Source organism: Brachybacterium huguangmaarense (assembly GCF_025725725.1).
GTDB classification, from domain to species: domain Bacteria; phylum Actinomycetota; class Actinomycetes; order Actinomycetales; family Dermabacteraceae; genus Brachybacterium; species Brachybacterium huguangmaarense.
The window spans coordinates 2,721,053-2,742,767 of record NZ_CP107020.1; the positions used below are offsets into that span (position 1 = coordinate 2,721,053).

15 protein-coding genes and 1 tRNA gene are annotated in these 21,715 nt (G+C 72.9%); 2 read left to right on the forward strand and 14 right to left on the reverse strand.

From position 1 onward, the window contains the following. Positions 1–15 precede the first annotated feature (15 nt). The 5 genes from BRM3_RS12530 to polA all read right to left on the reverse strand — a co-directional run bounded on the left by BRM3_RS12530 (position 16) and on the right by polA (position 7,254). Positions 16–846 carry an HAD-IIA family hydrolase gene (locus tag BRM3_RS12530; RefSeq protein ID WP_263593634.1) on the reverse strand — a complete coding sequence of 277 codons (831 nt, stop codon included), beginning with the start codon at positions 844–846 and terminating at the stop codon, positions 16–18. Positions 847–942: 96 nt separating this feature from the next. Next, positions 943–2,427 (reverse strand): 30S ribosomal protein S1, encoded by a 1,485-nt coding sequence (rpsA, locus tag BRM3_RS12535; protein ID WP_263593635.1) that lies wholly within the window; start codon positions 2,425–2,427, stop codon positions 943–945. A 183-nt stretch (positions 2,428–2,610) separates the two neighbouring features. Next, a complete protein-coding gene (locus BRM3_RS12540; RefSeq protein WP_263595465.1) occupies positions 2,611–3,531 on the reverse strand; it encodes a GlxA family transcriptional regulator in 921 nt (306 codons plus the stop codon). A gap of 71 nt (positions 3,532–3,602) precedes the next feature. Next, positions 3,603–4,439 carry a class I SAM-dependent methyltransferase gene (locus BRM3_RS12545; protein ID WP_263593636.1) on the reverse strand — a complete coding sequence of 279 codons (837 nt, stop codon included), beginning with the start codon at positions 4,437–4,439 and terminating at the stop codon, positions 3,603–3,605. A gap of 55 nt (positions 4,440–4,494) precedes the next feature. Beyond that, positions 4,495–7,254 (reverse strand): DNA polymerase I, encoded by a 2,760-nt coding sequence (gene polA, locus BRM3_RS12550; protein WP_263593637.1) that lies wholly within the window; start codon positions 7,252–7,254, stop codon positions 4,495–4,497. Positions 7,255–7,293: 39 nt separating this feature from the next. Here polA and BRM3_RS12555 point away from each other — a divergent pair, with 39 nt between their 5' ends. Then, positions 7,294–7,719 carry a PaaI family thioesterase gene (locus tag BRM3_RS12555; protein WP_263593638.1) on the forward strand — a complete coding sequence of 142 codons (426 nt, stop codon included), beginning with the start codon at positions 7,294–7,296 and terminating at the stop codon, positions 7,717–7,719. Between the two features lie 34 nt (positions 7,720–7,753). Here the strand turns inward: BRM3_RS12555 and BRM3_RS12560 are convergent, their stop codons facing one another. Next, positions 7,754–9,052, reverse strand: a complete 1,299-nt coding sequence (locus BRM3_RS12560; protein WP_263593639.1) for an ABC transporter substrate-binding protein — start codon at positions 9,050–9,052, stop codon at positions 7,754–7,756. A gap of 43 nt (positions 9,053–9,095) precedes the next feature. Further along, complete coding sequence (locus BRM3_RS12565; RefSeq protein ID WP_263593640.1) at positions 9,096–9,770, reverse strand: ANTAR domain-containing response regulator; 675 nt, start codon at positions 9,768–9,770, stop codon at positions 9,096–9,098. A 104-nt stretch (positions 9,771–9,874) separates the two neighbouring features. On the opposite strand from BRM3_RS12565, the gene BRM3_RS12570 reads away from it, so the two are divergent. Further along, positions 9,875–9,957, forward strand: a tRNA-Leu gene (locus BRM3_RS12570). A 62-nt stretch (positions 9,958–10,019) separates the two neighbouring features. Here the strand turns inward: BRM3_RS12570 and pyk are convergent. The 7 genes from pyk to trpC all read right to left on the reverse strand — a co-directional run bounded on the left by pyk (position 10,020) and on the right by trpC (position 21,702). Beyond that, positions 10,020–11,489 carry a pyruvate kinase gene (gene pyk / locus BRM3_RS12575; RefSeq protein WP_263593641.1) on the reverse strand — a complete coding sequence of 490 codons (1,470 nt, stop codon included), beginning with the start codon at positions 11,487–11,489 and terminating at the stop codon, positions 10,020–10,022. A gap of 105 nt (positions 11,490–11,594) precedes the next feature. Further along, entirely contained in the window at positions 11,595–13,079 is a 1,485-nt protein-coding gene (locus BRM3_RS12580; protein WP_263593642.1) for a glutamate synthase subunit beta, read from the reverse strand. Further along, complete coding sequence (gene gltB, locus BRM3_RS12585; RefSeq protein WP_263593643.1) at positions 13,072–17,631, reverse strand: glutamate synthase large subunit; 4,560 nt, start codon at positions 17,629–17,631, stop codon at positions 13,072–13,074. Before gltB ends, BRM3_RS12580 begins: the two co-directional genes overlap by 8 nt. A gap of 147 nt (positions 17,632–17,778) precedes the next feature. Beyond that, positions 17,779–18,669 (reverse strand): prolipoprotein diacylglyceryl transferase, encoded by an 891-nt coding sequence (gene lgt / locus BRM3_RS12590; protein ID WP_263593644.1) that lies wholly within the window; start codon positions 18,667–18,669, stop codon positions 17,779–17,781. Continuing rightward, positions 18,666–19,487 (reverse strand): tryptophan synthase subunit alpha, encoded by an 822-nt coding sequence (gene trpA, locus BRM3_RS12595; RefSeq protein WP_263593645.1) that lies wholly within the window; start codon positions 19,485–19,487, stop codon positions 18,666–18,668. The genes lgt and trpA overlap by 4 nt, the downstream gene beginning before the upstream one ends. Then, positions 19,484–20,869: a tryptophan synthase subunit beta gene (gene trpB / locus BRM3_RS12600; protein WP_263593646.1), complete on the reverse strand. Its 1,386-nt coding sequence runs from the start codon at positions 20,867–20,869 to the stop codon at positions 19,484–19,486. Before trpB ends, trpA begins: the two co-directional genes overlap by 4 nt. Then, positions 20,866–21,702, reverse strand: a complete 837-nt coding sequence (gene trpC, locus BRM3_RS12605) for an indole-3-glycerol phosphate synthase TrpC (RefSeq protein WP_263593647.1) — start codon at positions 21,700–21,702, stop codon at positions 20,866–20,868. Before trpC ends, trpB begins: the two co-directional genes overlap by 4 nt. Positions 21,703–21,715: the final 13 nt, after the last annotated feature.

Below are 21,715 nucleotides of genomic sequence, written 5' to 3' on the forward strand. Positions count from 1 at the left end.
GTCCGGGGCGCCGGCTCAATCCTCCCCGAGCTCCTCGGCCTCGTTCGGGGTGAGCTGCTCGACGAGCTCGACGACGTCCTGGATCCCGTCGAGCACGAGGCTGGGGCGGTAGGGGAAGCGCATGATCTCGCCGCTCTGGGTGGAGCCGGTGAGCACGAGCACGGTGCGCATGCCGGCCTCGAGGCCCGAGCGCACGTCGGTGTCCATGCGGTCACCGATCATCACGGTCGACTCCGAGTGCGCCTCGATGCGGTTGAGCGCCGTGCGCATCATGAGGGGGTTGGGCTTGCCCACGTAGTAGGGGTCGATCCCGGTCGCGGCCGTGATGAGCGCCGCCACGGAGCCCGTCGCGGGCAGCGGCCCCTCGGCCGAGGGGCCCGTCACGTCGGGGTTGGTCGCGATGAACTTGGCGCCCTGGCCTATCAGCCGGATGGCCCGGGCGATCGCCTCGAAGGAGTAGTTGCGGGTCTCCCCCAGCACGACGAACTCGACGTCCTCGTCGGACAGCACGAAACCAGCGTCGTGCATCGCGCTCGTGAGGCCCGCCTCGCCGATCACGTAGGCGGTGCCGCCCGGCGACTGCTCGGACAGGAACTTCGCGGTGGCCAGCGCGCTGGTCCAGATCGCCTCCTCGGGCAGCGAGATGCCCGAGCGGGCGAGGCGGGCCCGCAGGTCGCGCGGGGTGAAGATCGAGTTGTTCGTGAGCACGAGGTAGCGGCGGCCGCAGCGCTCGAGGGCCGCGATGAACTCCGCGGCGCCGGGGAGCGCTGCCTGCTCGTGGACGAGCACGCCGTCCATGTCGGTGAGCCAGGTGTGGACGGGTCGGTCGTCGAACGTTTCGCTCATGGTCCACAGTGTGCACCACGGTCGGCCTCGGGGTCCCGCAGACGGCGACGGGGCGCCGTCCTCGGAAGGACGACGCCCCGTCGGGGCTGAGCCGGATCAGGCGTTGCCGGTGAGCTTCTCGCGCAGAGCCGCGAGCGCCTCGTCGGAGGCCAGCGTGCCCTCGTCCGAGGAGGTCGACTGGTACGAGGCCTGCGACGGCGCCGAGTTCGAGGTCGACGAGCTGCTGCCCGACGTCGCGGACTCCTCGTCGGCCCGGATCGCCTCGGCGACCTGCGCCTTGTGCTGGGTCCAGCGCTCGTACGCCTTGGCGTACTCCGCCTCCCACTGCTCGCGCTGGGTCTCGTAGCCCTCGAGCCACTCGTTGGTCTCCGGGTCGAAGCCCTCGGGGTACTTGTACTCGCCGTTCTCGTCGTACTCGGCGGCCATGCCGTACAGGGCCGGGTCGAACGTGGTGTCGTCGCCCTCGGGGTCGACACCCTCGTTGGCCTGCTTGAGCGACAGCGAGATGCGGCGACGCTCGAGATCGATGTCGATGACCTTGACGAAGACGTCCTGGTCGACCGTGACGACCTGCTCGGGCAGATCCACGTGACGCTGGGCGAGCTCGGAGATGTGCACGAGGCCCTCGATGCCGTCCTCGACGCGCACGAACGCGCCGAACGGGACGAGCTTGGTGACCTTGCCGGGCACGACCTGGCCGATCGCGTGGGTCCGCGCGAACAGCTGCCACGGGTCCTCCTGGGTCGCCTTCAGCGACAGGGAGACGCGCTCGCGGTCCATGTCGACGTCCAGGACCTCGACCTTGACCGGCTGACCGACCTCGACGACCTCGCTCGGGTGGTCGATGTGCTTCCAGGACAGCTCGGAGACGTGCACGAGGCCGTCCACGCCGCCGAGGTCCACGAACGCACCGAAGTTGACGATCGAGGAGACGACGCCCTCGCGGACCTGGCCCTTCTGCAGGGTCTGCAGGAAGTCGGAGCGCACGGCGGACTGGGTCTGCTCGAGGTAGGCGCGGCGGGAGAGGACCACGTTGTTGCGGTTCTTGTCCAGCTCGATGATCTTGGCCTCGATCTCCTGGCCCACGTAGGGCTGGAGGTCGCGGACGCGGCGCATCTCCACGAGGGAGGCCGGGAGGAAGCCGCGTAGGCCGATGTCGACGATGAGACCGCCCTTGACGACCTCGATGACGGTGCCGGTGACGACGCCGTCGTCCTCCTTGATCTGCTCGATCGTGCCCCAGGCGCGCTCGTACTGGGCGCGCTTCTTGGACAGGATCAGACGGCCTTCCTTGTCCTCCTTCTGGAGGACGAGGGCCTCGACCTCGTCGCCGACCTCGACGATCTCACCGGGGTCCACGTCGTGCTTGATGGACAGCTCGCGGGAGGGGATGACGCCCTCGGTCTTGTAGCCGATGTCGAGGAGCACCTCGTCACGGTCCACCTTCACCACGGTGCCCTCGACGATGTCGCCATCGTTGAAGTACTTGATGGTCGAGTCGATCGCGGCCATGAGGTCATCGGCGTCGCCGATGTCGTTGATGGCGATCTGGGGCGTGGAAGAGTCGGTCACGCTGGTCATGTAGGTCGGAACTCCGTCGGGACAGTTATGAGTAGGAACAGTTCTTGCTGGTCATGCGGCACTCCGCAGCTGCGGGAGGCTCCGGGCGCCCACGTGGTGCGAGAGGACGGCGGGGAGCCGACGTCGGACAGGCGGGGCACAGATACGCACCAGCATAACAGGTCCACCTCGCAGAGGGGCGGCTCACTCCCGGAAGGCGGCGCGATAGGCGCTCGGCGAGGTGCCGAGGAGCGCTCCGAAGTGCCGGCGCAGGCTGGTGTCGGAGCGCAGGCCCGTGAGCTCGGCTATCCGGGTGACGGCCAGGTCGGTGCGTTCGAGGAGCTCGCGGGCGCGGTCGACGCGGGCCCGCAGCACCCACTGCATCGGGGTGATGCCGGTGTCCGCGGCGAAGCGGCGCGAGAAGGTGCGGGCAGACACGTTCGCCTGGCGGGCGAGCGCGGTGAGCGTGAGGTCGTCGTCGAGGTGCTCGAGCGCCCAGGCGCGGGTCGCCGCGAAGACGTCGCCCAGGGGCTCGGGGATGCTGCGGGGCACGTACTGGGCCTGCCCGCCGCTGCGGTAGGGGGCGCTCACGAGCCGTCGTGCGACCTGGTTGGCGAGCGCGACGCCGTGGTCCCGCCGGAGGAGGTGTCGGCAGAGGTCGATGCCGCTCGCCGCACCCGCGCTCGTGAGGACCTGACCGGCGTCGACGAAGAGCACGTTCTCGTCGACGTCGACCCGCGGGTGCTGCTCGCGGAGCACCCTCGTGTAGTGCCAGTGCGTCGTGGCTCGACGGCCGTCGAGCAGTCCGGCGGCGGCGAGGGTGAAGGCGCCGGTGGAGATGGCGGCGATCCGTGTGCCGCGCTCGTGCGCCGCTCGCTGGGCGGTGATCACGCCGGGCGGCGTGGTGGTGTCGGCCGGGTTCCGGTGCCCCGGCACGAGCACGGTGTCCGCCCAGGCGAGGGTCTCGAGGCCGTGGTCGACGGCGTAGGCGAGCCCGTTCCAGCCGTCGATCGTGCCGGCCCGCTCGCCGCAGACCCGCACGTCGTACGGCATGCTCGGCCGTTTCGCGAAGACGTGCGCCGCGATGCCGACGTCGAGAGCCTTCGCGCCGGGGAGGACGAGCACGGCCACGCGGTGATCGCGCTCGGTGCGCGCTCCGCCGAGCCCGGGCCCTCGGTCCGGTCCGCACGCGCCGCTCACGGGCGCCCCACGACGAACCGGAGGGAGCCGTCGAACGTCGGCAGGGTCCGCAGGTGCCCGTACCGGTCGTCCCACGCCCCGGAGGCGAGATTCGCGCGCAGCGCGCGTGCGAAGCGGACCTCGACCTCGCGGCCCACGAAGCTCCATGCGGAGTTCGCGCGACGTGCACCGGGGTCGAGGAGGGCTTCCGGGCGACCGTAGTAGGCCTCCGAGAAGCCGTCCACGCAGCCCAGCGGGATCGGCAGCCGTCGGACCGTCACGGTGCCGCCCAGGCCCGACCGCACCGCCGCGATCGCGGGGTAGCGGCCGGCTTCCGTGGCGATCACCTCGGGTGCGTAGTCGCCCAGCCAGGAGCGCTCGAGCGCGGCGGGGTCGCACGTGAGGATCACGATCGGCCCACGGGTCACCCGGCGCACCTCGCGCAGGCCGCGATGCAGGTCCCGCCATTGGTGCAGGGTGAACGACGCGAGCGCGGCGTCGAAGGCCCGGTCGGCGAACGGGAGGTCCTCCGCGACGGCGTCGACCACCGGTGCCGCCCCGGGAGGGCGTTGGGCCCGCATCGCGGCGCTCGGCTCGACCGCCGTGACCGCGAGGTGGTCGGGCTCGTACGAGCCGGCGCCGGCCCCGATGTTGACGAGGGTCCGTGCGTCGCTGAGGGCGGCGCGGATGGCGTCGACGAATGCCGGCTCCGGCTGTCGGTACCGCGCGTAGCCGGGGCCGATCGAGCCGTAGTCCGCATCGCCGGAGCTTCCGTCCGCGCCGGGGCGGTCGGCGAGGGGTCGTTGATCTGTCCTGCCTCCACCCCACCGGGATCTCTCCTCGGGCGCCAGCACCGGCCCGGACCGCGGTCGTGCAGATCGCGCCACGGTGTCGGGCGGCGGCCCCGGCTCAGTGGGCCGCGTCGAGCCAGGTGCGGCCCACGCCCATGCCCACCGAGAGCGGCACCGAGAGCTCGTAGGCTGAGCCCATGCCCTCGGCGACGATGGTGCGCACCGCGTCGAGCTCCCCGGGGGCGATGTCGACCACGAGCTCGTCGTGGACCTGCAGCAGCACGCGCGACGTGCAGCCGGCCTCGCGCAGCGCCGCGTCCACGCGCAGCATCGCGAGCTTGATGATGTCGGCGGCGCTGCCCTGGATCGGCGAGTTCAGGGCCACCCGCTCGGCGTTCTCTCGGCGCTGGCGGTTGTCGCTCGTGAGGTCCGGCAGGTAGCGCCGACGTCCCAGGATGGTCTCGGTGTAGCCGGTCTCGCGGGCCTTCTCGACGCTCGAGCGCAGGTAGTCCCGCACCCCGCCGAAACGCTCGAAGTAGCCGTCGCGCAGGGCCGTGGCCTCCGCCTGGGAGATGCGCAGCTGCCGGGAGAGGCCGAAGGCGGACAGCCCGTAGGCCAGCCCGTAGCTGACCGCCTTGGTCTTCGAGCGCATCGCGGGGTCGACCGCGTCGGGCTCGACGTCGAAGACGCGCGAGGCCACGAAGTTGTGGAGGTCCTCGCCCGAGCGGAACGCCTCGATCAGGCCGGCGTCCTCGGACAGGTGCGCCATGATGCGCATCTCGATCTGCGAGTAGTCGGCCGTGAGCAGCGCCTCGTAGCCCTCCGAGGTGCGGAAGGCCGAGCGGATGCGCCGCCCCTCCTCGGTGCGCGCGGGGATGTTCTGCAGGTTCGGGTTGTTCGAGGAGAGCCGGCCGGTGGCCGCGATGTTCTGGTGGAAGGTGGTGTGGATCCGCCCCGCCGGGGAGATCGAGCGGCGCAGCGTCTCGATGATCTGGCGCATCTTGGTGACGTCGCGGTGGGCCAGGAGGTCGGCGAGGAAGGGATGGCTGGTCTGGGCGAAGAGGTCCTCGAGGGCCTCCGCGTTGGTCGTGTACCCGGTCTTGGTGCGGCGCGTGCGGGGCATGCCGAGGCGCTCGAAGAGGACCTCCTGCAGCTGCTTGGGCGAGCCCAGGTTGATGCGGTCCCCGCCGATGTGCGAGAACGCGGACTCGGCCACGTCGGTCTGCTGCTGGGCGTGCTGGGCGTCGAGCTCGGCCAGCACGTCGTCGTCGACGGCGATGCCGGTGCGCTCCATCTGTCCCAGGACCCCGGCGAGCGGGAGCTCGAGCTCGTCGTGGAGGGCCTCGACGGTGTGGGAGGCGAGATCGGCGCGCAGGAGCGGCTCGAGACGTCGCACGGCGTCGGCGCGGCGGGCCCAGCGCTCCGCCTCGGCGCCCTCGTCGGCGCCCTCGAGGTCGAGCTCCTGCTGGGCGGCGGCGGACGAGGCCGCGAGGTCCTCCTGGAGGTGGCGCAGGGCGAGGCCGGGCAGGTCCGTGGGCCGCTGGTCGGGGCGGCACAGGAACTCCGCGATCGCGAGGTCGGTGCGCCAGCCCGCGACCTCGAGGGCGCGGCCGGCCAGCATGTGCGCCGCGAGCTTGGTGTCGTAGGCGACCTTGGGGATCGACGCGTCGGCGAGCCATCCGGCCACGGCCCGTTCGGCCACGTCGTCGAGCCCGACGAGGTCGATGACGGCGAGGTCGTCGGCACTCGCGAGGGCGAGCAGGTCGCAGTCGCCCTCCCCCAGCTCCCACGAGCCGCGCAGGTCGAGCGCGGCGCCGTCGGCGAAGGTCTCGCGCAGGAGGGCCGGGACCTGCTCGGGCGTGGGGCGCTGCACGTCGGCGGGGTCGGGCCCCTCGGGGCCGGTGCCCTGCTCGGCGGCGGAGGCGCCGCCCGGGGCGAGGAACACGGCGGGGATGTCACGGCGGATGGTCGGACCGAAGGCGAGGTCGTCGAAGATGCCGCCCAGCGCGATCGTGTCGCCGCGGCCGAGCCCGTACCGGGCGAGGTCGGCGGGCAGGTCGAGGTCGCGCACGGCCTCGTTCATGCGGCGGTTGCGCTCGACGTCCTCGCGGTGGTCCCGCAGCGCCTGGCCGGCCTTGCCGGTGATCTCGTCGGCGTGGGCGAGCACGCCCTCGAGGCCGCCGAAGCGGGTGATCCACTTCGCGGCGGTCTTGGGGCCCACGCCGGGCACGCCGGGCAGGTTGTCGGCGGTCTCGCCCACGAGAGCCGCCAGATCGGGGTAGCGCTCGGGCGGGACCTGGTACTTCTCCTCGATGGCCGCGGGAGTCATGCGGCGCAGCTCGGTCATGCCCTTGACGGGCTGGAGCAGGGTCACGGCGTCGTTCACGAGCTGGATCGCGTCGCGGTCGCTCGAGACGATGAGCGCGCTCCCGCCGTCGGCCGCGGTGCGGGTCGCGAGGGTCGCGATGATGTCGTCGGCCTCGTAGTCCTCGACGGTCAGCCAGGTCACGCCGAGCGCGTCGAGCACCTGCTCGATGAGCGCGATCTGCCCGATGAACTGGGCGGGGGTCTCCTCACGGCCGCCCTTGTACTGGTCGTAGATGCGGTCGCGGAAGGTGCCGCCGGCCAGGTCGAAGGCGACGGCGACGTGCGTGGGCTGCTCGGACTGCACGACGTTGACGAGCATGCGGACGAAGCCGTACACCGCGTTGGTGGCCTGCCCGCGGCCGTCGGTGAAGCTGTCCGCGGGTAGGGCGAAGAAGGCGCGGAAGGCCATCGCGTGGCCGTCGATCAGGAGGAAGCGGACGTCGGCAGGCTCCGCGGCCGGATCGGTGCTCGTCAGGGGGGCCGGGTCGCTCACGGGGTCCTGTGCGCTCATGGGGGCCAGTCTCCCACGGACCTGTGACACGCTGGCCCCATGGACGCACTCCCCCTCTCCCCCGACGAGCTGCGCGCGCTCATGGCGGGCACCCTGTGCGAGCGCATGGGCATGGAGCTGATCGCGCTCGACGCGGACGGCGGCCGGATGACGATGCCCGTCGCCGGCAACACCCAGCCGGCCGGGCTGCTGCACGGCGGGGCGACGATCGCGCTCGCGGAGACGGTCGCGTCCTTCGCCGCGATCGTGCTGGCCCGCGAGGTGCACGGGGAGGGCGCGCAGGCCGTCGGGACCCACGTCTCGGCCGTGCACCACCGCTCGGCTCGCTCGGGCACGGTGACCGCGACCGGCCGCGCCGTGCACCGCGGCCGGCGCCTGGCGACCTACCAGGTGGAGGTCGCCGACGCGGAGGGCACGCTGCTGTCGACCGTGATGGTCTCGACCATGCTGCTGCCGCCGCGCTGACCCGTCAGGGAGCGCCGGGCGGCGTCGGGCGGCCTCACACGGTGACCGTCACGTCGTTGGTGCTCGCCACGGTGTTGGCCTCGTCGTAGGAGACCGTCGTGATCTCCGCGCTCGCGGGGTCGCCGTCCTCCCCCAGCTCGAGCGGCCCGGAGAAGCCGACGTAGCGCGCCGTGGCGCCGTCTCGCTGGAGCGTGCGCGCCTCGGCGTACGAGCCCGCCTCGTCGCCCTCGGCGAGCAGGTCGGGGATCGCGGCCGCGAGCCGGGTGCCCTCCGCGCTGTGGGCCGTCTGGGCCGCGAGGGCGAGCAGGGTGACCGCGTCGTAGGCCTGCCCGGCGAAGTCGAACGTGTCGGGGGCGAGCGACGGGTCCACCCGCAGCATGATGTTCTTCAGGGCGTCCGGGGCCGGGATCCCCGCCCGGGTGCCCGTCACCGACCTCATGGTGTCGGGCGGCAGGGCGTCCCCGGGCGCGGCGGAGCCGTAGAAGAGGGTGCGGATCGCGAGCTCGCGCAGGGGGCTGCCGTCCGGGCCGGTGTTGGCGGCCACGAGCGCACCGACGAGGGCGCTCGTCTCTTCTCCCGCGCTGACGACGACGAGGGGAGCCCCGCTCGCGAGCGCGGCGTCGATCGGCTCGCCGAGGTCGGGCTGGTCGCCCGCGTGATAGCGCTCCTCGTAGGTGCCGCCCGCCGGCTCGACCACGCGTCGCAGCTGGGCACCGAGGCTGTGGCCCGAGGTGGTGTCGCGGGCGAGGTAGAAGACCGAGCCGACGGCGCCGCCCGTGCCGGCGGACTCGGCGAAGCCGGCCGCGAGCGCCCGGTCCGACGCGGTGAGCCGCACGAGCATGCCGCTCGTGGCCGCGTCGTCCGCGCGCAGCGACATCGAGGTCGAGGTCACCGAGACGACCGCCATGCCGGCGTCGACGAAGGCGGGCATGGCCGCGAGCAGCACGTCGTCGTCGCAGCTCACGACGACGCCCGTGGCGCCCGCCTCGGCGAGGGCGGCGATCGCGTCCGCGAGGTCGTCGCCAGGGTCGGCGATCGTGTGCCGCTCGAGCAGCACGAGATCCTGGCCGAACACGCCGCCGGCGATGTTGACGTCCGTCGCGGCCTCGCCGACGGCGATCGCGATCTGCTTGTCGAACATCGCCTCGAGCCCGAGGCTCGTGCCGATCGTGCCGAGCACGAGCGGGGAGGACGGGTCCTCGGGCGCGGACGTCGGAGGAGGCGCGGTCGAGCGGTCGGGCCGGGTCGATCCGCGGGTGCACGAGGCGAGGGCGCCGGTGCCCGCGGCCGCGACGGCCGCGGACCGGATCAGCGCGCGACGGCTCAGCGGCATCGCTGGTCTCCCCGTGTCGCCGGTGGGGTCGGGGGCGCCGGCGTCAGTCCTTGCCCTGCCCGCCGAGCTGGTCGACGACGGCGTCGGCGACCTCGCGCATCGTGAGCCGGCGGTCCATCGAGGTCTTCTGGATCCAGCGGAAGGCCTCGGGCTCCGTGAGCCCCATGTTGGACTGCAGCAGGCCCTTGGCACGGTCGACGCGCTTGCGGGTCTCGAAGCGCTCGCCGAGGTCCTGGATCTCGTGCTCGAGCTGCGCGATCTGGGCGAAGCGGGACATGGCGATCTCGACGGCGGGCAGCAGGTCCGCGGGCGTGAAGGGCTTGACCACGTAGGCCATCGCACCCGCGTCGCGCGCCCGCTCGACGAGCTCGGACTGGGAGAAGGCCGTGAGCATGACGACCGGGGCGAGGTTCTCGGCGCCGATCGTCTCGGCCGCGGTCACGCCGTCGGTCTGCGGCATCTTGACGTCGAGGATGACGATGTCGGGGCGCAGCTCGCGGGTCTTCTCGATGGCGCTCGCACCGTCGCCGACCGCGGCGAGGACCTCGAAGCCGGTCTCCGTGAGCGTCTCGACGATGTCCATCCGGATCAGGCTCTCGTCCTCGGCCACGACGGCCGTGCGACGGCGGCCCTCGGGGGCGGGGACGGCGTGCTCCGCGGCGGTGGTGCGCGCGGCGGTCTCGGTGGGCTCGGGGGTGTCGGTCGGATCGGCGTTCATGGAACCTCGTGGCAACGGGCACGGCCGGCCCCGGCGGGGGCACGGCGGTGCGGTGGTCGGATCTTCGTTATCCTAGTCCAGCACTCCGGTCGACGACCGGATCTGCCGGGTTGGCGGAATGGTAGACGCGGCGCACTCAAAATGCGCTGTCCTTCGTGACGTGCGGGTTCGAGTCCCGCACCCGGTACCGACGACGGCGCCGCCGGGACCCTGAGGTCCCGGCGGCGCCGTGCGCGGTCCGGGCGGTCGTCAGGACTGCGCGGGCTTCGCGATCGAGTCGGCCTCGATGCGCGCGGACTCGGTGCCGTCGAGGTCGCCGATGCGGTGCACGCGCAGGGTGTTGGTCGAGCCGTGCACGCCGGGGGGCGAGCCGGCCGCGATGACCACGAGGTCGCCGGGCTGGAGGCCCTTGTTCTCGCGCAGCAGCTCGTCGACCACGCGCACCATCTCGTCGGTGTCGCGCTGGAGCGGGACCAGCAGCGCCTCGATGCCCCACGAGAGGGAGAGCTGGTGGCGCACCTGCTCGTACGGCGTGATGGCGAGCAGGGGGATGGACGGGCGCAGACGCGACAGGCGGCGCGCGGTGTCCCCCGACTCGGTGAAGGTCACGAGGTACTGGGCCGACAGCTGGTCGCCGATCTCCCACGCCGCGCGGGTGATCGCGCCGCCGCGGGTGTGCGGGATGGTGCCCAGGCCCGCGATGCGGTCGGCGCCGTTCTCCTCGGTGTTGGTGATGATGCGGGCCATGGTGCGCACGGCCTCGAAGGGGTACGCGCCCACGCTCGTCTCGCCCGAGAGCATGACCGCGTCGGCGCCGTCGAGGATCGCGTTGGCGCAGTCCGACGCCTCGGCGCGGGTCGGACGCGGGCTCGTGATCATCGACTCGAGCACCTGGGTCGCGACGATGACGGGCTTGGCGTTGCGGCGCGCGAGCTCGATCGCGCGCTTCTGGACGATCGGGACCTGCTCGAGGGGCAGCTCGACGCCGAGGTCGCCGCGCGCGACCATGATGCCGTCGAAGGCGCCGACGATCTGGCGCAGCGCGCGCACGGCCTGCGGCTTCTCGATCTTGGCGATGACGGGGAGGCGCTTGCCCTCCTCCTGCATGATGCGCAGGACGTCGTCCATGTCGTGCGCGTCGCGGACGAAGGAGAGCGCGATCAGGTCGGCGCCCAGGTTGATGCCCCAGCGCAGGTCGGCGATGTCCTTCTCGCTCATGGCGGGCACGGACACGGCGACGCCGGGGAGGTTGATGCCCTTGTGGTCGGAGACGGGGCCGGGGACCTCGACGACCGTCGTGACGTCGGTGCCGGAGACCTCGGTGACGCGCACCGCGACCTTGCCGTCGTCGATCAGGAGCACGTCGCCGGGGCGGCAGTCGCCCGGGAGGCCCTTGAAGGTCGTGGAGACGCGGTCCTTGGTGCCCTGGATGTCGTCGGTCGTGATGACGAAGGTGTCGCCGACGGCGAGGTCATGGGGGCCGTCGGCGAAGTTGCCGAGGCGGATCTTGGGGCCCTGGAGATCGACCAGGACGGCGACGTTCCTGCCGAGGTCCTCGGCGGCCCGCCGGATGTTCGCATAGACCTTCTCGTGGTCGTCGTACGTGCCGTGGCTCAGGTTCATCCGGGCGACGTTCATGCCGGACTCGATGAGGGTACGGATCTGCTCGTACGTGTTCGTGGCGGGACCGAGTGTGCAGACGATCTTCGCTTTGCGCATGACAACCCATCTATCGGTGTTGGGGACGGCGCCAACTCTACCGCGAGCACGGGGCGCACCGGCCGTGCGCACGCCCCGTGACGCGGTCCGCTCGCGCCCGATGCATCACACGGCGAGCGCGGACATCCCCGGGGCGACGGGGGCCGGGAGGGCCGTGGATCCCATCAGGTAGGCGTCGACGGCGGCCGCGGCGGAGCGCCCCTCCGCGATCGCCCACACGATGAGGGACTGGCCGCGCGCGCAGTCGCCCGCGGTGAAGACGCCCTCGGCGCCCGTGGACCAGTCCGCGCCGTGCTCGATCGTGCCGCGGGAGGTGTACGCGACGGAGTCCTCCGCGCCGGCCGCGACGTCCTCGGCTCCCGCGAAGCCCATCGCGATGAGCACGAGCTGGGCGGGCAGCACCTGCTCGGTCCCGGGGGTGGGCACGCGGCGTCCGTCGACGAACGCGGTGCGCGCCACCCGGATCCCGGCCACGGAGCCGTCGGCGTCGACCTCGAAGCCCGTGGTCGAGGCGAGGTAGGAGCGGTCGCCGCCCTCCTCGTGCGAGCCCGAGATCTCGAACAGCACGGGGTGGGTGGGCCACGGATGGGCGTCGTCGCGCTCGGACGGCGGCTGGACGCCGATCGCGAGCGTCGTGACCGAGCGGGCGCCCTGGCGCAGCGCGGTGCCCAGGCAGTCGGCGCCCGTGTCGCCGCCGCCGATGATGATGACGTCCTTGCCGGCGGCGCTGATCGCCGCGTCTTCGGGCAGCACGTCGCCCTCGACGACGCGGTTGGCCTGCGTCAGGTAGGTCATCGCGGCGTGGATGCCGTGCGCCTCGCGGCCGGGGACGGGCAGGTCGCGCGGCACGGTCGCGCCCGTCGAGAGCACGACGGCGTCGAAGCGGCTGCGCAGCTCGGCGAGGCTCGGGTCGCCCTCGGCGTCGCCGCCCACGGCGACGCCGGTGCGGAAGCGGGTGCCCTCGGCGGCCATCTGCTCGAGGCGGCGCTCGAGGTGGCGCTTCTCGAGCTTGAACTCGGGGATGCCGTAGCGCAGCAGGCCGCCCACGCGGTCGTCGCGCTCGAGCACGACCACGGTGTGGCCGGCGCGCGTGAGCTGCTGGGCCGCGGCGAGGCCCGCCGGGCCCGAGCCGACGACGGCGACGCTGCGCCCGCTCTGCCGCTCGGGGGGCTGCGGGGTCACCCAGCCCTCCTCGAAGGCGCGGTCGATGATCGACACCTCGATGTTCTTGATCGTCACGGGCGGCTGGTTGATGCCGAGCACGCAGCTGGACTCGCACGGGGCGGGGCACGCGCGACCGGTGAACTCCGGGAAGTTGTTGGTCGCATGCAGCCGCTCGGAGGCCTCGTGCCAGTCGTCGCGGTAGACCAGCTCGTTCCACTCGGGGATCAGGTTGCCGAGCGGGCAGCCCTGATGGCAGAACGGGATGCCGCAGTCCATGCAGCGCCCGGCCTGGCGGGAGACGACGCCGAGCTGGCCCTTCTCCCGGACCTCGTAGACCTCGCGCCAGTCCATCAGGCGCACGGGGACGGGACGGCGCGCGGGCAGCTCGCGGTCGCGCGTCGTCAGGAAGCCGCGGGGATCAGCCATGGGAGCCCTCCAGGATCGTGTTCCACACCTCGTGGGAGTCGGGGTCGATGCCGCCCTCGAGCGCTCCGTCGCGGATCTCGGTGACCCGGAGGAACTCGCGCGGGGCGATCTCGGTGAGGCGCTCGAGGAGCTCGTCCTCGTCGGCCAGCAGGGCCGCGGCCCGGTCGGAGCCGGTGCGGCGGGAGTGCTCGCGGATCGCCTCGAGCACGAAGCCGCGGTGCTCCTCGCGCACCGGGGTGATCTCGAAGGTCTCGGCGTCGGCGGGGTTGAGCCGGGCCTCGTCGAGGTCGAGCACGAACAGCGTGCCGCCGCTCATGCCGGCCCCGAGGTTGCGGCCGGTGGGCCCGAGCACGAGGATCGCGCCGCCCGTCATGTACTCCGCGCCGTGGTCGCCGATGCCCTCGACGACGAGGGTCGCCCCGGAGTTGCGCACGCCGAACCGCTCCCCCGCGCTGCCGGCGAGGAAGAGCTTGCCGCTCGTGGCGCCGTACGCGCACGTGTTGCCGGCCACGGTCGCCGAGGTGAGCGAGGAGGCGGTGCCGCGGCCGTGGCCGATCGCGACGACGCCGCCGGACAGCCCCTTGGCGACGTAGTCGTTGGCGTCGCCCTCGAGCTCGAGGGTCACGCCGTGCGGCAGGAAGGCGCCGAAGGACTGCCCGCCCACGCCCTCGAGCTCGACGCGGATCGTGTCCTCGGGGAGCCCCTCGGCGCGGTGACGGCGCGTGACCTCGTGGCCCAGCAGGGTGCCGACCGTGCGCTGCACGTTGCGGACGCGGTCGCGGATCACGACCGGCTCGCCGCGCTCGAGGGCGGGCTCCGCGGCGCGGATCCACGGCTGGTCGGCCGCCTTCTCGAGCGCGTGGTCCTGGTCGCGCGCCCGGCGCGGATGGTCGCCCTCCATCACCTCGGGCTGGGCCAGGATCGGCTCGAGGTCGAGCCCCTCCTGCTTGTAGTGGCGCTTGGCGTCGTCGGTGTCGAGCAGGTCGACCCGGCCCACGGCCTCGTCGATCGAGCGCAGCCCGAGCGCGGCGAGGTGCTCGCGCACCTGCTCGGCGATGTACTCGAAGAACGTGATGACGAACTCGGGGGTGCCGGTGTAGCGCTCGCGCAGCTCGGGGTTCTGGGTCGCGACGCCCACGGGGCACGTGTCCAGATGGCACACGCGCATCATGATGCAGCCGGAGACGACGAGCGGGGCCGTCGCGAAGCCGAACTCCTCGGCGCCCAGGAGGGCGGCGATGACGACGTCACGGCCGGTCTTCATCTGCCCGTCGACCTGCACCGTGATGCGGTCGCGCAGGCCGTTGAGCAGGAGGGTCTGCTGGGTCTCGGCGAGGCCCAGCTCCCACGGGATGCCGGCGTGCTTGAGCGAGTTGAGCGGGCTCGCGCCGGTGCCGCCGTCGTGCCCGGAGATGAGCACGACGTCCGCGTGTGCCTTGGAGACGCCCGTCGCGACCGTGCCCACCCCGAAGCGGGACACGAGCTTGACGTGGATCCTGGCGGCCGGGTTGGCGGACTTCGCGTCGTGGATGAGCTGGGCGAGGTCCTCGATCGAGTAGATGTCGTGGTGGGGCGGCGGCGAGATGAGCCCGATCCCGGGCGTCGAGTGCCGCGTGCGCGCGATCCACGGGTACACCTTCTGCGGGGGCAGCTGGCCGCCCTCGCCGGGCTTGGCGCCCTGGGCGATCTTGATCTGGATGTCGCGCGCGAAGGCGAGGTACTCGGCGGTCACGCCGAAGCGGCCCGATGCGATCTGCTTGATCGCGCTGTTGCGCTCGGCGTCGTGCAGACGGTCGGGCTCCTCGCCGCCCTCGCCCGAGTTCGACATGCCTCCCAGGCGGTTCATGGCGATCGCGAGGGTCTCGTGCGCCTCGCGCGAGATCGAGCCGTAGCTCATCGCCCCGGTCATGAAGCGCCGCACGATCGTCGAGACCGGCTCGACCTCCGACAGCGGCACGGGCTCGAGCACGCCCGTGCGCAGGCGCATGAGGCCGCGCAGGGTCGACAGCCGCCGCGACTGGTCGTCGACCATCTCGGTGTACCGCCGGAACTCCTCGTACTGGCGGGTGCGGGTCGAGTGCTGGAGGCGGAAGACCGTCTCGGGGTTGAACAGGTGGGGCTCGCCCTCGCGGCGCCACTGGTACTCGCCACCCACGGCGAGGCGCCGGTGGGCGTTGGTGTAGCCCTGGCTCGGGTACGCGTCGGCGTGGCGGGTGGCGACCTCGTCGGCGATCACGTCGAGCCCGATGCCGCCGAGCTGGCTCGTGGTGCCGGGGAAGAAGTCCTCGATCACGTCGTGGGCCAGGCCGACGGCCTCGAACAGCTGGGCGCCGCGGTAGGAGGACACCGTGGACACGCCCATCTTGGACATGATCTTCAGGACGCCCTTGCCGAGCCCGACCAGGAGATTGCGGACCGCCTGGGAGGCGTCGACGTCGCCCACGACGCCGCGCTCGACGAGGTCCTCGGCCGTCTCCATCGCGAGGTAGGGGTTGACGGCGCTCGCGCCGAAGCCGATCAGGAGGGCCACGTGATGGACCTCGCGCACGTCGCCCGCCTCGACCAGGAGGGCGGCGCGCGTGCGGCGCCCGGTGCGGATCAGATGGTGCTGGACCGCGCTCGTGAGCAGGAGCGAGGGGATGGGCGCGAGCACGGGGTTGGAGTCGCGGTCGGACAGCACGATGAAGGTCGCGCCGTCGTCGATCGCCGCGACCGCCTCGGCGCAGATCTCGTCGAGCCGGGCGCGCAGGCCCGCGGCGCCCTCGGCCACGGGGTACAGGCCCCGCAGGCTCACCGTCCGGAAGTCCGCGGTGCGGGGGCTCGCCTCGACGTTGACGATCTTGGACAACTCGTCGTTGTCGATCACCGGGAACGGGATGCGCAGCTGCCGCGCGTGCTCGGGCGTCGCGTCCAGGAGGTTGCGCGACTGCCCGATGGACAGCGACAGGCTCGTGACCATCGCCTCGCGGATCGAGTCGAGCGGCGGGTTGGTGACCTGCGCGAACATCTGGGTGAAGTAGTCGAACAGGAGCCGCGGGCGGTCCGAGAGCACGGCCACGGGGGTGTCGGTGCCCATCGCCCCGATCGGCTCGGCGCCCTTGGCGGCGAGGGGGCCGATGAGGATGCGCAGCTCCTCCTCGGTGTAGCCGAAGGTCTGCTGGCGGCGCACCACGGAGGCGCGCGAGTGGCCGATGTGCTCGCGCTCCGGGAGCGTGCCGAGGTCGACGGCCTGCTCGGCGATCCACTGCGCGTAGGGGTGCTCGGCCACGAGCTCGGCCTTGATCTCCGCGTCCTCGACGAGGCGTCCGGCCGCGGTGTCCACGCAGAAGATCTCGCCCGGTGCGACGCGGCCCTTGCGGGTCACGTGGGCGGGGTCGATCGGCAGCACGCCGGACTCCGAGCCGAGCACGACGAGGCCGTCGTCGGCGACCCAGTAGCGCAGGGGGCGCAGGCCGTTGCGGTCGAGCTTGGCGCCCACCAGGCTCCCGTCGGAGAAGACGAGCGCGGCCGGGCCGTCCCACGGCTCCTGGAGCATCGCGTGGTACTCGTAGAACGCGCGCAGCGCGGGGTCCATCGCCGGGTCGTTCTCCCAGGGCTCGGGGACCATCATCATGATCGCGTGCGGGAGCGAGCGGCCCGACAGGTGCAGCAGCTCGAGCACCTCGTCGAAGCTCGCGGAGTCGGACGCGCCGGGGGTGTTGACGGGCAGCAGACGGCCCAGGTCGTCCCCGAACGCGTCGGTCGCCAGGCGCGCCTCCGCGGCCCGCATCCGGTTGACGTTGCCGATCACGGTGTTGATCTCGCCGTTGTGGGCGAGCGCGCGGAAGGGGTGCGCGAGCGGCCACGCCGGGAAGGTGTTGGTCGAGAAGCGCGAGTGCACGATGCCGAGCCGGGACTCGTACGTCTCGTCGTGCAGGTCGGGGAAGAACTCGGCGAGCTGGGTCGTCGTCAGCATGCCCTTGTAGACCATGGTGCGGGTCGACAGGGACGGGAAGTAGGCGCCCGTCTCGTGCTCGGCGCGACGGCGCACGGCGAACGCGGCGCGCTCGAGGGCGAGGCCGGTGCGCTCCTTCGCGGCGTCGGTCAGGAAGAGGTGGGCGAAGTGGGGCTGGGTCGCGCGCGCCGAGGGGCCCACGAGACCGTCGACGACGGGCACGTCGCGCCAGCCGAGGGTGCGCAGCCCCTCCTCCGTCGCGATGCGCTCGATGACCGAGACGGTCGCCGCGCGCTCGGCGGCGTCGCGCGGCAGGAACGCCATGCCGGCGGCGTAGGCGCCGACGGCGGGCAGCGCGCGGGGCGCGACCGTGCGCAGGAAGCGGTCGGGGAGCTGGGTGAGGATCCCCGCGCCGTCGCCCGTGTTCTCCTCGGCGCCGACGGCGCCGCGGTGGTCGAGGTTCTCGAGCGCAAGCAGGGCGTGCTCGACGATGTCGTGCCCGGCATGGCCGCGCATCGTGGCGACCATGGCCACGCCGCACGCGTCCTTCTCGAGCTCGGGGCGGTACAGGCCCTGGGCCTCGGGGAGCGCACTGAAGCGGGAGGACAGCGGGAGCATGAGGGCACCCCTTCCGTTCGCCGGGACGATGATCCGGGCGCACGCCGAGGCCTCCCCGGCATCGACGCATCACGGGAGCGGTGCGGGGGCGTGCGCACCGGGACGAGTCTATCCCCCGGGTCCGAAAGCCGAGAGTCGGGTATCCACTTAGTGAGACGAGGGTGCGTCCTCATGGTGAGACAGCGTCTCGTGACGCTCCCAGGCACCGTCGACGCGCACCGCCTCGCCGCCGCGCGCCCGGCGCCGGCGGCCGAGCACGACCAGCATAACGAGGGCGAGCAGCAGGATCACGATCGACACCCAGACGTTGACGCGCATGCCCAGCACGATCTCCGCGGCGTCGGTGCGCATGAGCTCGATCCACAGCCGACCGGCCGTGTAGATCGCGACGTAGGACCAGAACACCCGACCGCCGCCGAGGCGGGCACGGCGCTCGATCAGGAGCAGCACCGCGCAGCCGGCGAGGTTCCACAGCGCCTCGTACAGGAACGTGGGGTGGTAGGTGCCCGGGGTGCACCCGACGATCAGGTCGCCGTTGGTCACGCACGTGATCGACAGCCCCCACGGCAGGTCGGTCGGGCCGCCGTAGAGCTCCTGGTTGAACCAGTTGCCGAGACGGCCGATCGCCTGGGCCACCATCAGGGTGGGCGCGATGGTGTCGGCCAGCACGGGGAAGGAGACCCGCTTGCGCCGGGCCATGACGTAGGCGCCGAGCGCGCCGCCGGCCACGGCGCCCCAGATCCCCAGGCCGCCGTTCCAGATGTAGAGCGCCGCGACCGGGTTGCCGCCCGGGCCGAAGTACGCGTCCGGGGAGGAGACGACGTGGTAGAGCCGGGCGCCGACGATGCCGCACACGATCGCCACGAAGCCGATGTCGAACAGGTCGTCGCCGTCGCCGCCGCGGGCGACCCAGCGGCGGGTCGACCACCACAGCGCCACGCCGATGCCGACCAGGATGCAGATCGCGTAGGCATGGATCGTGATCGGGCCGAGGCTCAGGGAGGAGACCGGCGGGCTCGGGATGTCGGCGAGGATCACGCCGCGCTCCCCCGTCCCCGCTCGACCCCGTCGCGCAGGTCCTGGGCGACGGCCGTGAGGGCGCGCCGCGCCGCCGCGGCGCCGTCGGCCTCGGCGAGGGCGCGCACGAAGGCCGAGCCCACGATGACGCCGTCGGCGTAGGCGGCGACCTGCGCGGCCTGCTCCCCGTCGGAGACGCCGAGACCGACGCACACGTTCCGGGCGCCCGCGGCGCGGGTGCGCTCGACGAGGCCCTCCGCGGCGTCGCTCACGGACGTGCGGGTGCCGGTGACACCCATCGTCGAGGCCGCGTAGACGAAGCCGCGCGAGCTCGCGGCGGCGTAGGCGAGGCGGTCGCGCGGGGAGCTCGGGGCGACGAGGAAGACCCGGTCGAGGTCGTGGGCCTCGGAGGCGGCGATCCACTCCCCCGCCTCGTCCGGGATCAGGTCCGGGGTGATGAGCCCCGCGCCGCCCGCCGCCGCGAGGTCCCGCGCGAACGCGTCGGGCCCGTAGGCCAGGACCGGGTTGTAGTAGGTCATCACGAGGATGGCGGCCCCGCGCCCGGAGAGCTGCTCGACGGCCGTGATGACGTCGCGGTTGCGCACGCCGCCCGCGAGCGCCGCGGTCGCGGCCTGTTGGATCACCGGGCCGTCCATGACCGGGTCGGAGTACGGCAGCCCCAGCTCGATCATGTCGACGCCCCCGTCGATCAGGGCGCGGGCCGCGTCGATCGACCCGGCCAGGTCGGGGAAGCCCACGGGCAGGTAGCCCATCAGGGCGGCGCGTCCCTCGGCGCGCGTGCGCTCGAGGACGTCACCGGCGCGGAGGCGCTCGCTCATGCCTGGGGCTCCTTGCTCTGGTCGGACCCGGCGGTCGCGTCGGGCAGCGTGGTGCGGGCGAGGTCGCGCAGGGCCGTCAGGTCCGCGCGGCCGTGGCGGGGCAGGCCGTCGGTGCCGGTCCCCTCGGCGGTCTCGGGGGCGGTCGCGTCGGAGCGTTCGTCGGCGGGGTTCCCGTCGAGCAGCCCGAACCACTCCGAGGCGGTGTGGACGTCCTTGTCGCCGCGGCCCGAGAGGCTCACGACGATCAGGGCGTCCTCGCCGAGCTCGCGGCCCAGGGCCAGGGCGCCCGCGAGCGCGTGCGAGGACTCGATCGCGGGCATGATGCCCTCGGTCATCGACAGCAGGGCGAAGGCGTCCATCGCGTCGGCGTCGGAGATCCCGCGGTACTCGGCGCGGCCGATGCTCGCGAGCCACGAGTGCTCGGGTCCCACACCGGGGTAGTCGAGGCCGGCCGAGATCGAGTGGGACTCGATCGTCTGGCCGTCCTCGTCCTGGAGGAGGTAGCTGCGGGCGCCGTGGAGCACGCCCGGGCGTCCGCGCGAGATGGTCGCGGCGTGGAACGCGGTGTCGACGCCGTCCCCGGCCGCCTCGCAGCCGATCAGGCGCACCTGGGCGTCGTCGAGGAAGGCATGGAACATGCCGATCGCGTTGGAGCCGCCGCCGACGCACGCGACGACCGCGTCGGGCAGGCGCCCGGCCTGCGCGAGGGTCTGCTCGCGGGCCTCCTCGCCGATGACCTTCTGGAAGTCCCGCACGAGGGTGGGGAACGGGTGCGGGCCGGCCGCGGTGCCGAAGATGTAGTTGGAGGTCTCGACGTTGGTGACCCAGTCGCGGAACGCCTCGTTGATGGCGTCCTTGAGGGTCTGCGAGCCGTGGGTGACGGGCACCACCTCGGCGCCCAGCAGACGCATCCGGGCGACGTTGAGGGCCTGGCGCCGGGTGTCCTCGGCGCCCATGTAGATCGTGCAGTCGAGGCCGAACAGGGCGGCCGCGGTCGCGGTCGCGACGCCGTGCTGGCCCGCCCCGGTCTCGGCGATCACGCGCTTCTTGCCCATCCGGACCGTGAGCAGCGCCTGGCCGAGCACGTTGTTGATCTTGTGGCTGCCGGTGTGGTTGAGGTCCTCGCGCTTGAGCAGGATGCGGGCGCCCCCTGCGAGCCGCGAGAAGCGGGGGGCCTCGCTCAGCAGGGAGGGGCGGCCGGAGTACTCGCGGGCCAGGCGGGACAGCTCCTCGGTGAAGGCGGGGTCCACGAGCGCCTTCTCGTAGACCTCGGTGACCTCCTCGAGGGCAGGCACGAGGGCCTCGGGCAGGAAGCGGCCGCCGAAGTCGCCGAAGTAGGGCCCGGCGGCCTCGCGCAGGTGGGAGGGGATCTGGGTGCTCACCGGGGGTCTCCGTTCGTGGGGGCCACGCGCCCGCGGCGGGCGACGGCGCGGAAGGCGGCGACGGCCGCGGCGGGGTCCTCGCCCGTCACGAGGGCCTCGCCGACCAGGACGGCGTCGGCGCCCGCGGCGGCGTAGGCGCGGACGTCGTCGACCGAGGCGACCGCGGACTCGGCGATCGCGACGCGGTCGGCGGGGATGCGTGCGAGCAGGCCGGCCGCGCGGTGCAGGTCGACGTCGAGGGTGCGCAGGTCGCGCGCGTTGACGCCGATGAGGGGGGCCGGGAGGGCGAGCGCGCGGTCGATCTCCTCGGCGGTGTGGGTCTCGACGAGGGCCTGCATGCCGAGGGAGACCACGAGGTCGTGCAGGTGCGCGAGGCACTCGTCGTCGAGGGCGGCGACGATGAGCAGCACGAGGTCGGCGCCGTGGGCGCGCGCCTCGAGCACCTGGTACTCCTCGACGATGAAGTCCTTGCGCAGCACGGGCACGTCCACCCGGGCGCGCACCGCGTCGAGGTCGGCGAGGGTGCCGGAGAAGCGGCGCTGCTCGGTCAGGACGCTGATCGCGCTCGCCCCCGAGGCCGCGTAGGTCGCGGCGAGGGCGGCGGGGTCGGGGATGCCGGACAGGTGGCCCTTGGAGGGGCTCGACCGCTTGACCTCGGCGATCAGCCCCAGGGTCGTGCCGTCGCCGACGAGGGCGGCGCGCGCGTCGAGCGCGGGGGGCGCGGCGGCGGCGAGGCGGGCGATGGCCGCGTCGTCGACGCGGGCGCGGCGCGGGGCGAGGTCCTCGCGGACCCCGGCGATGATGTCGTCGAGCACGGTGCCCTGTGCGGTCACGGGCTGCTTCCTT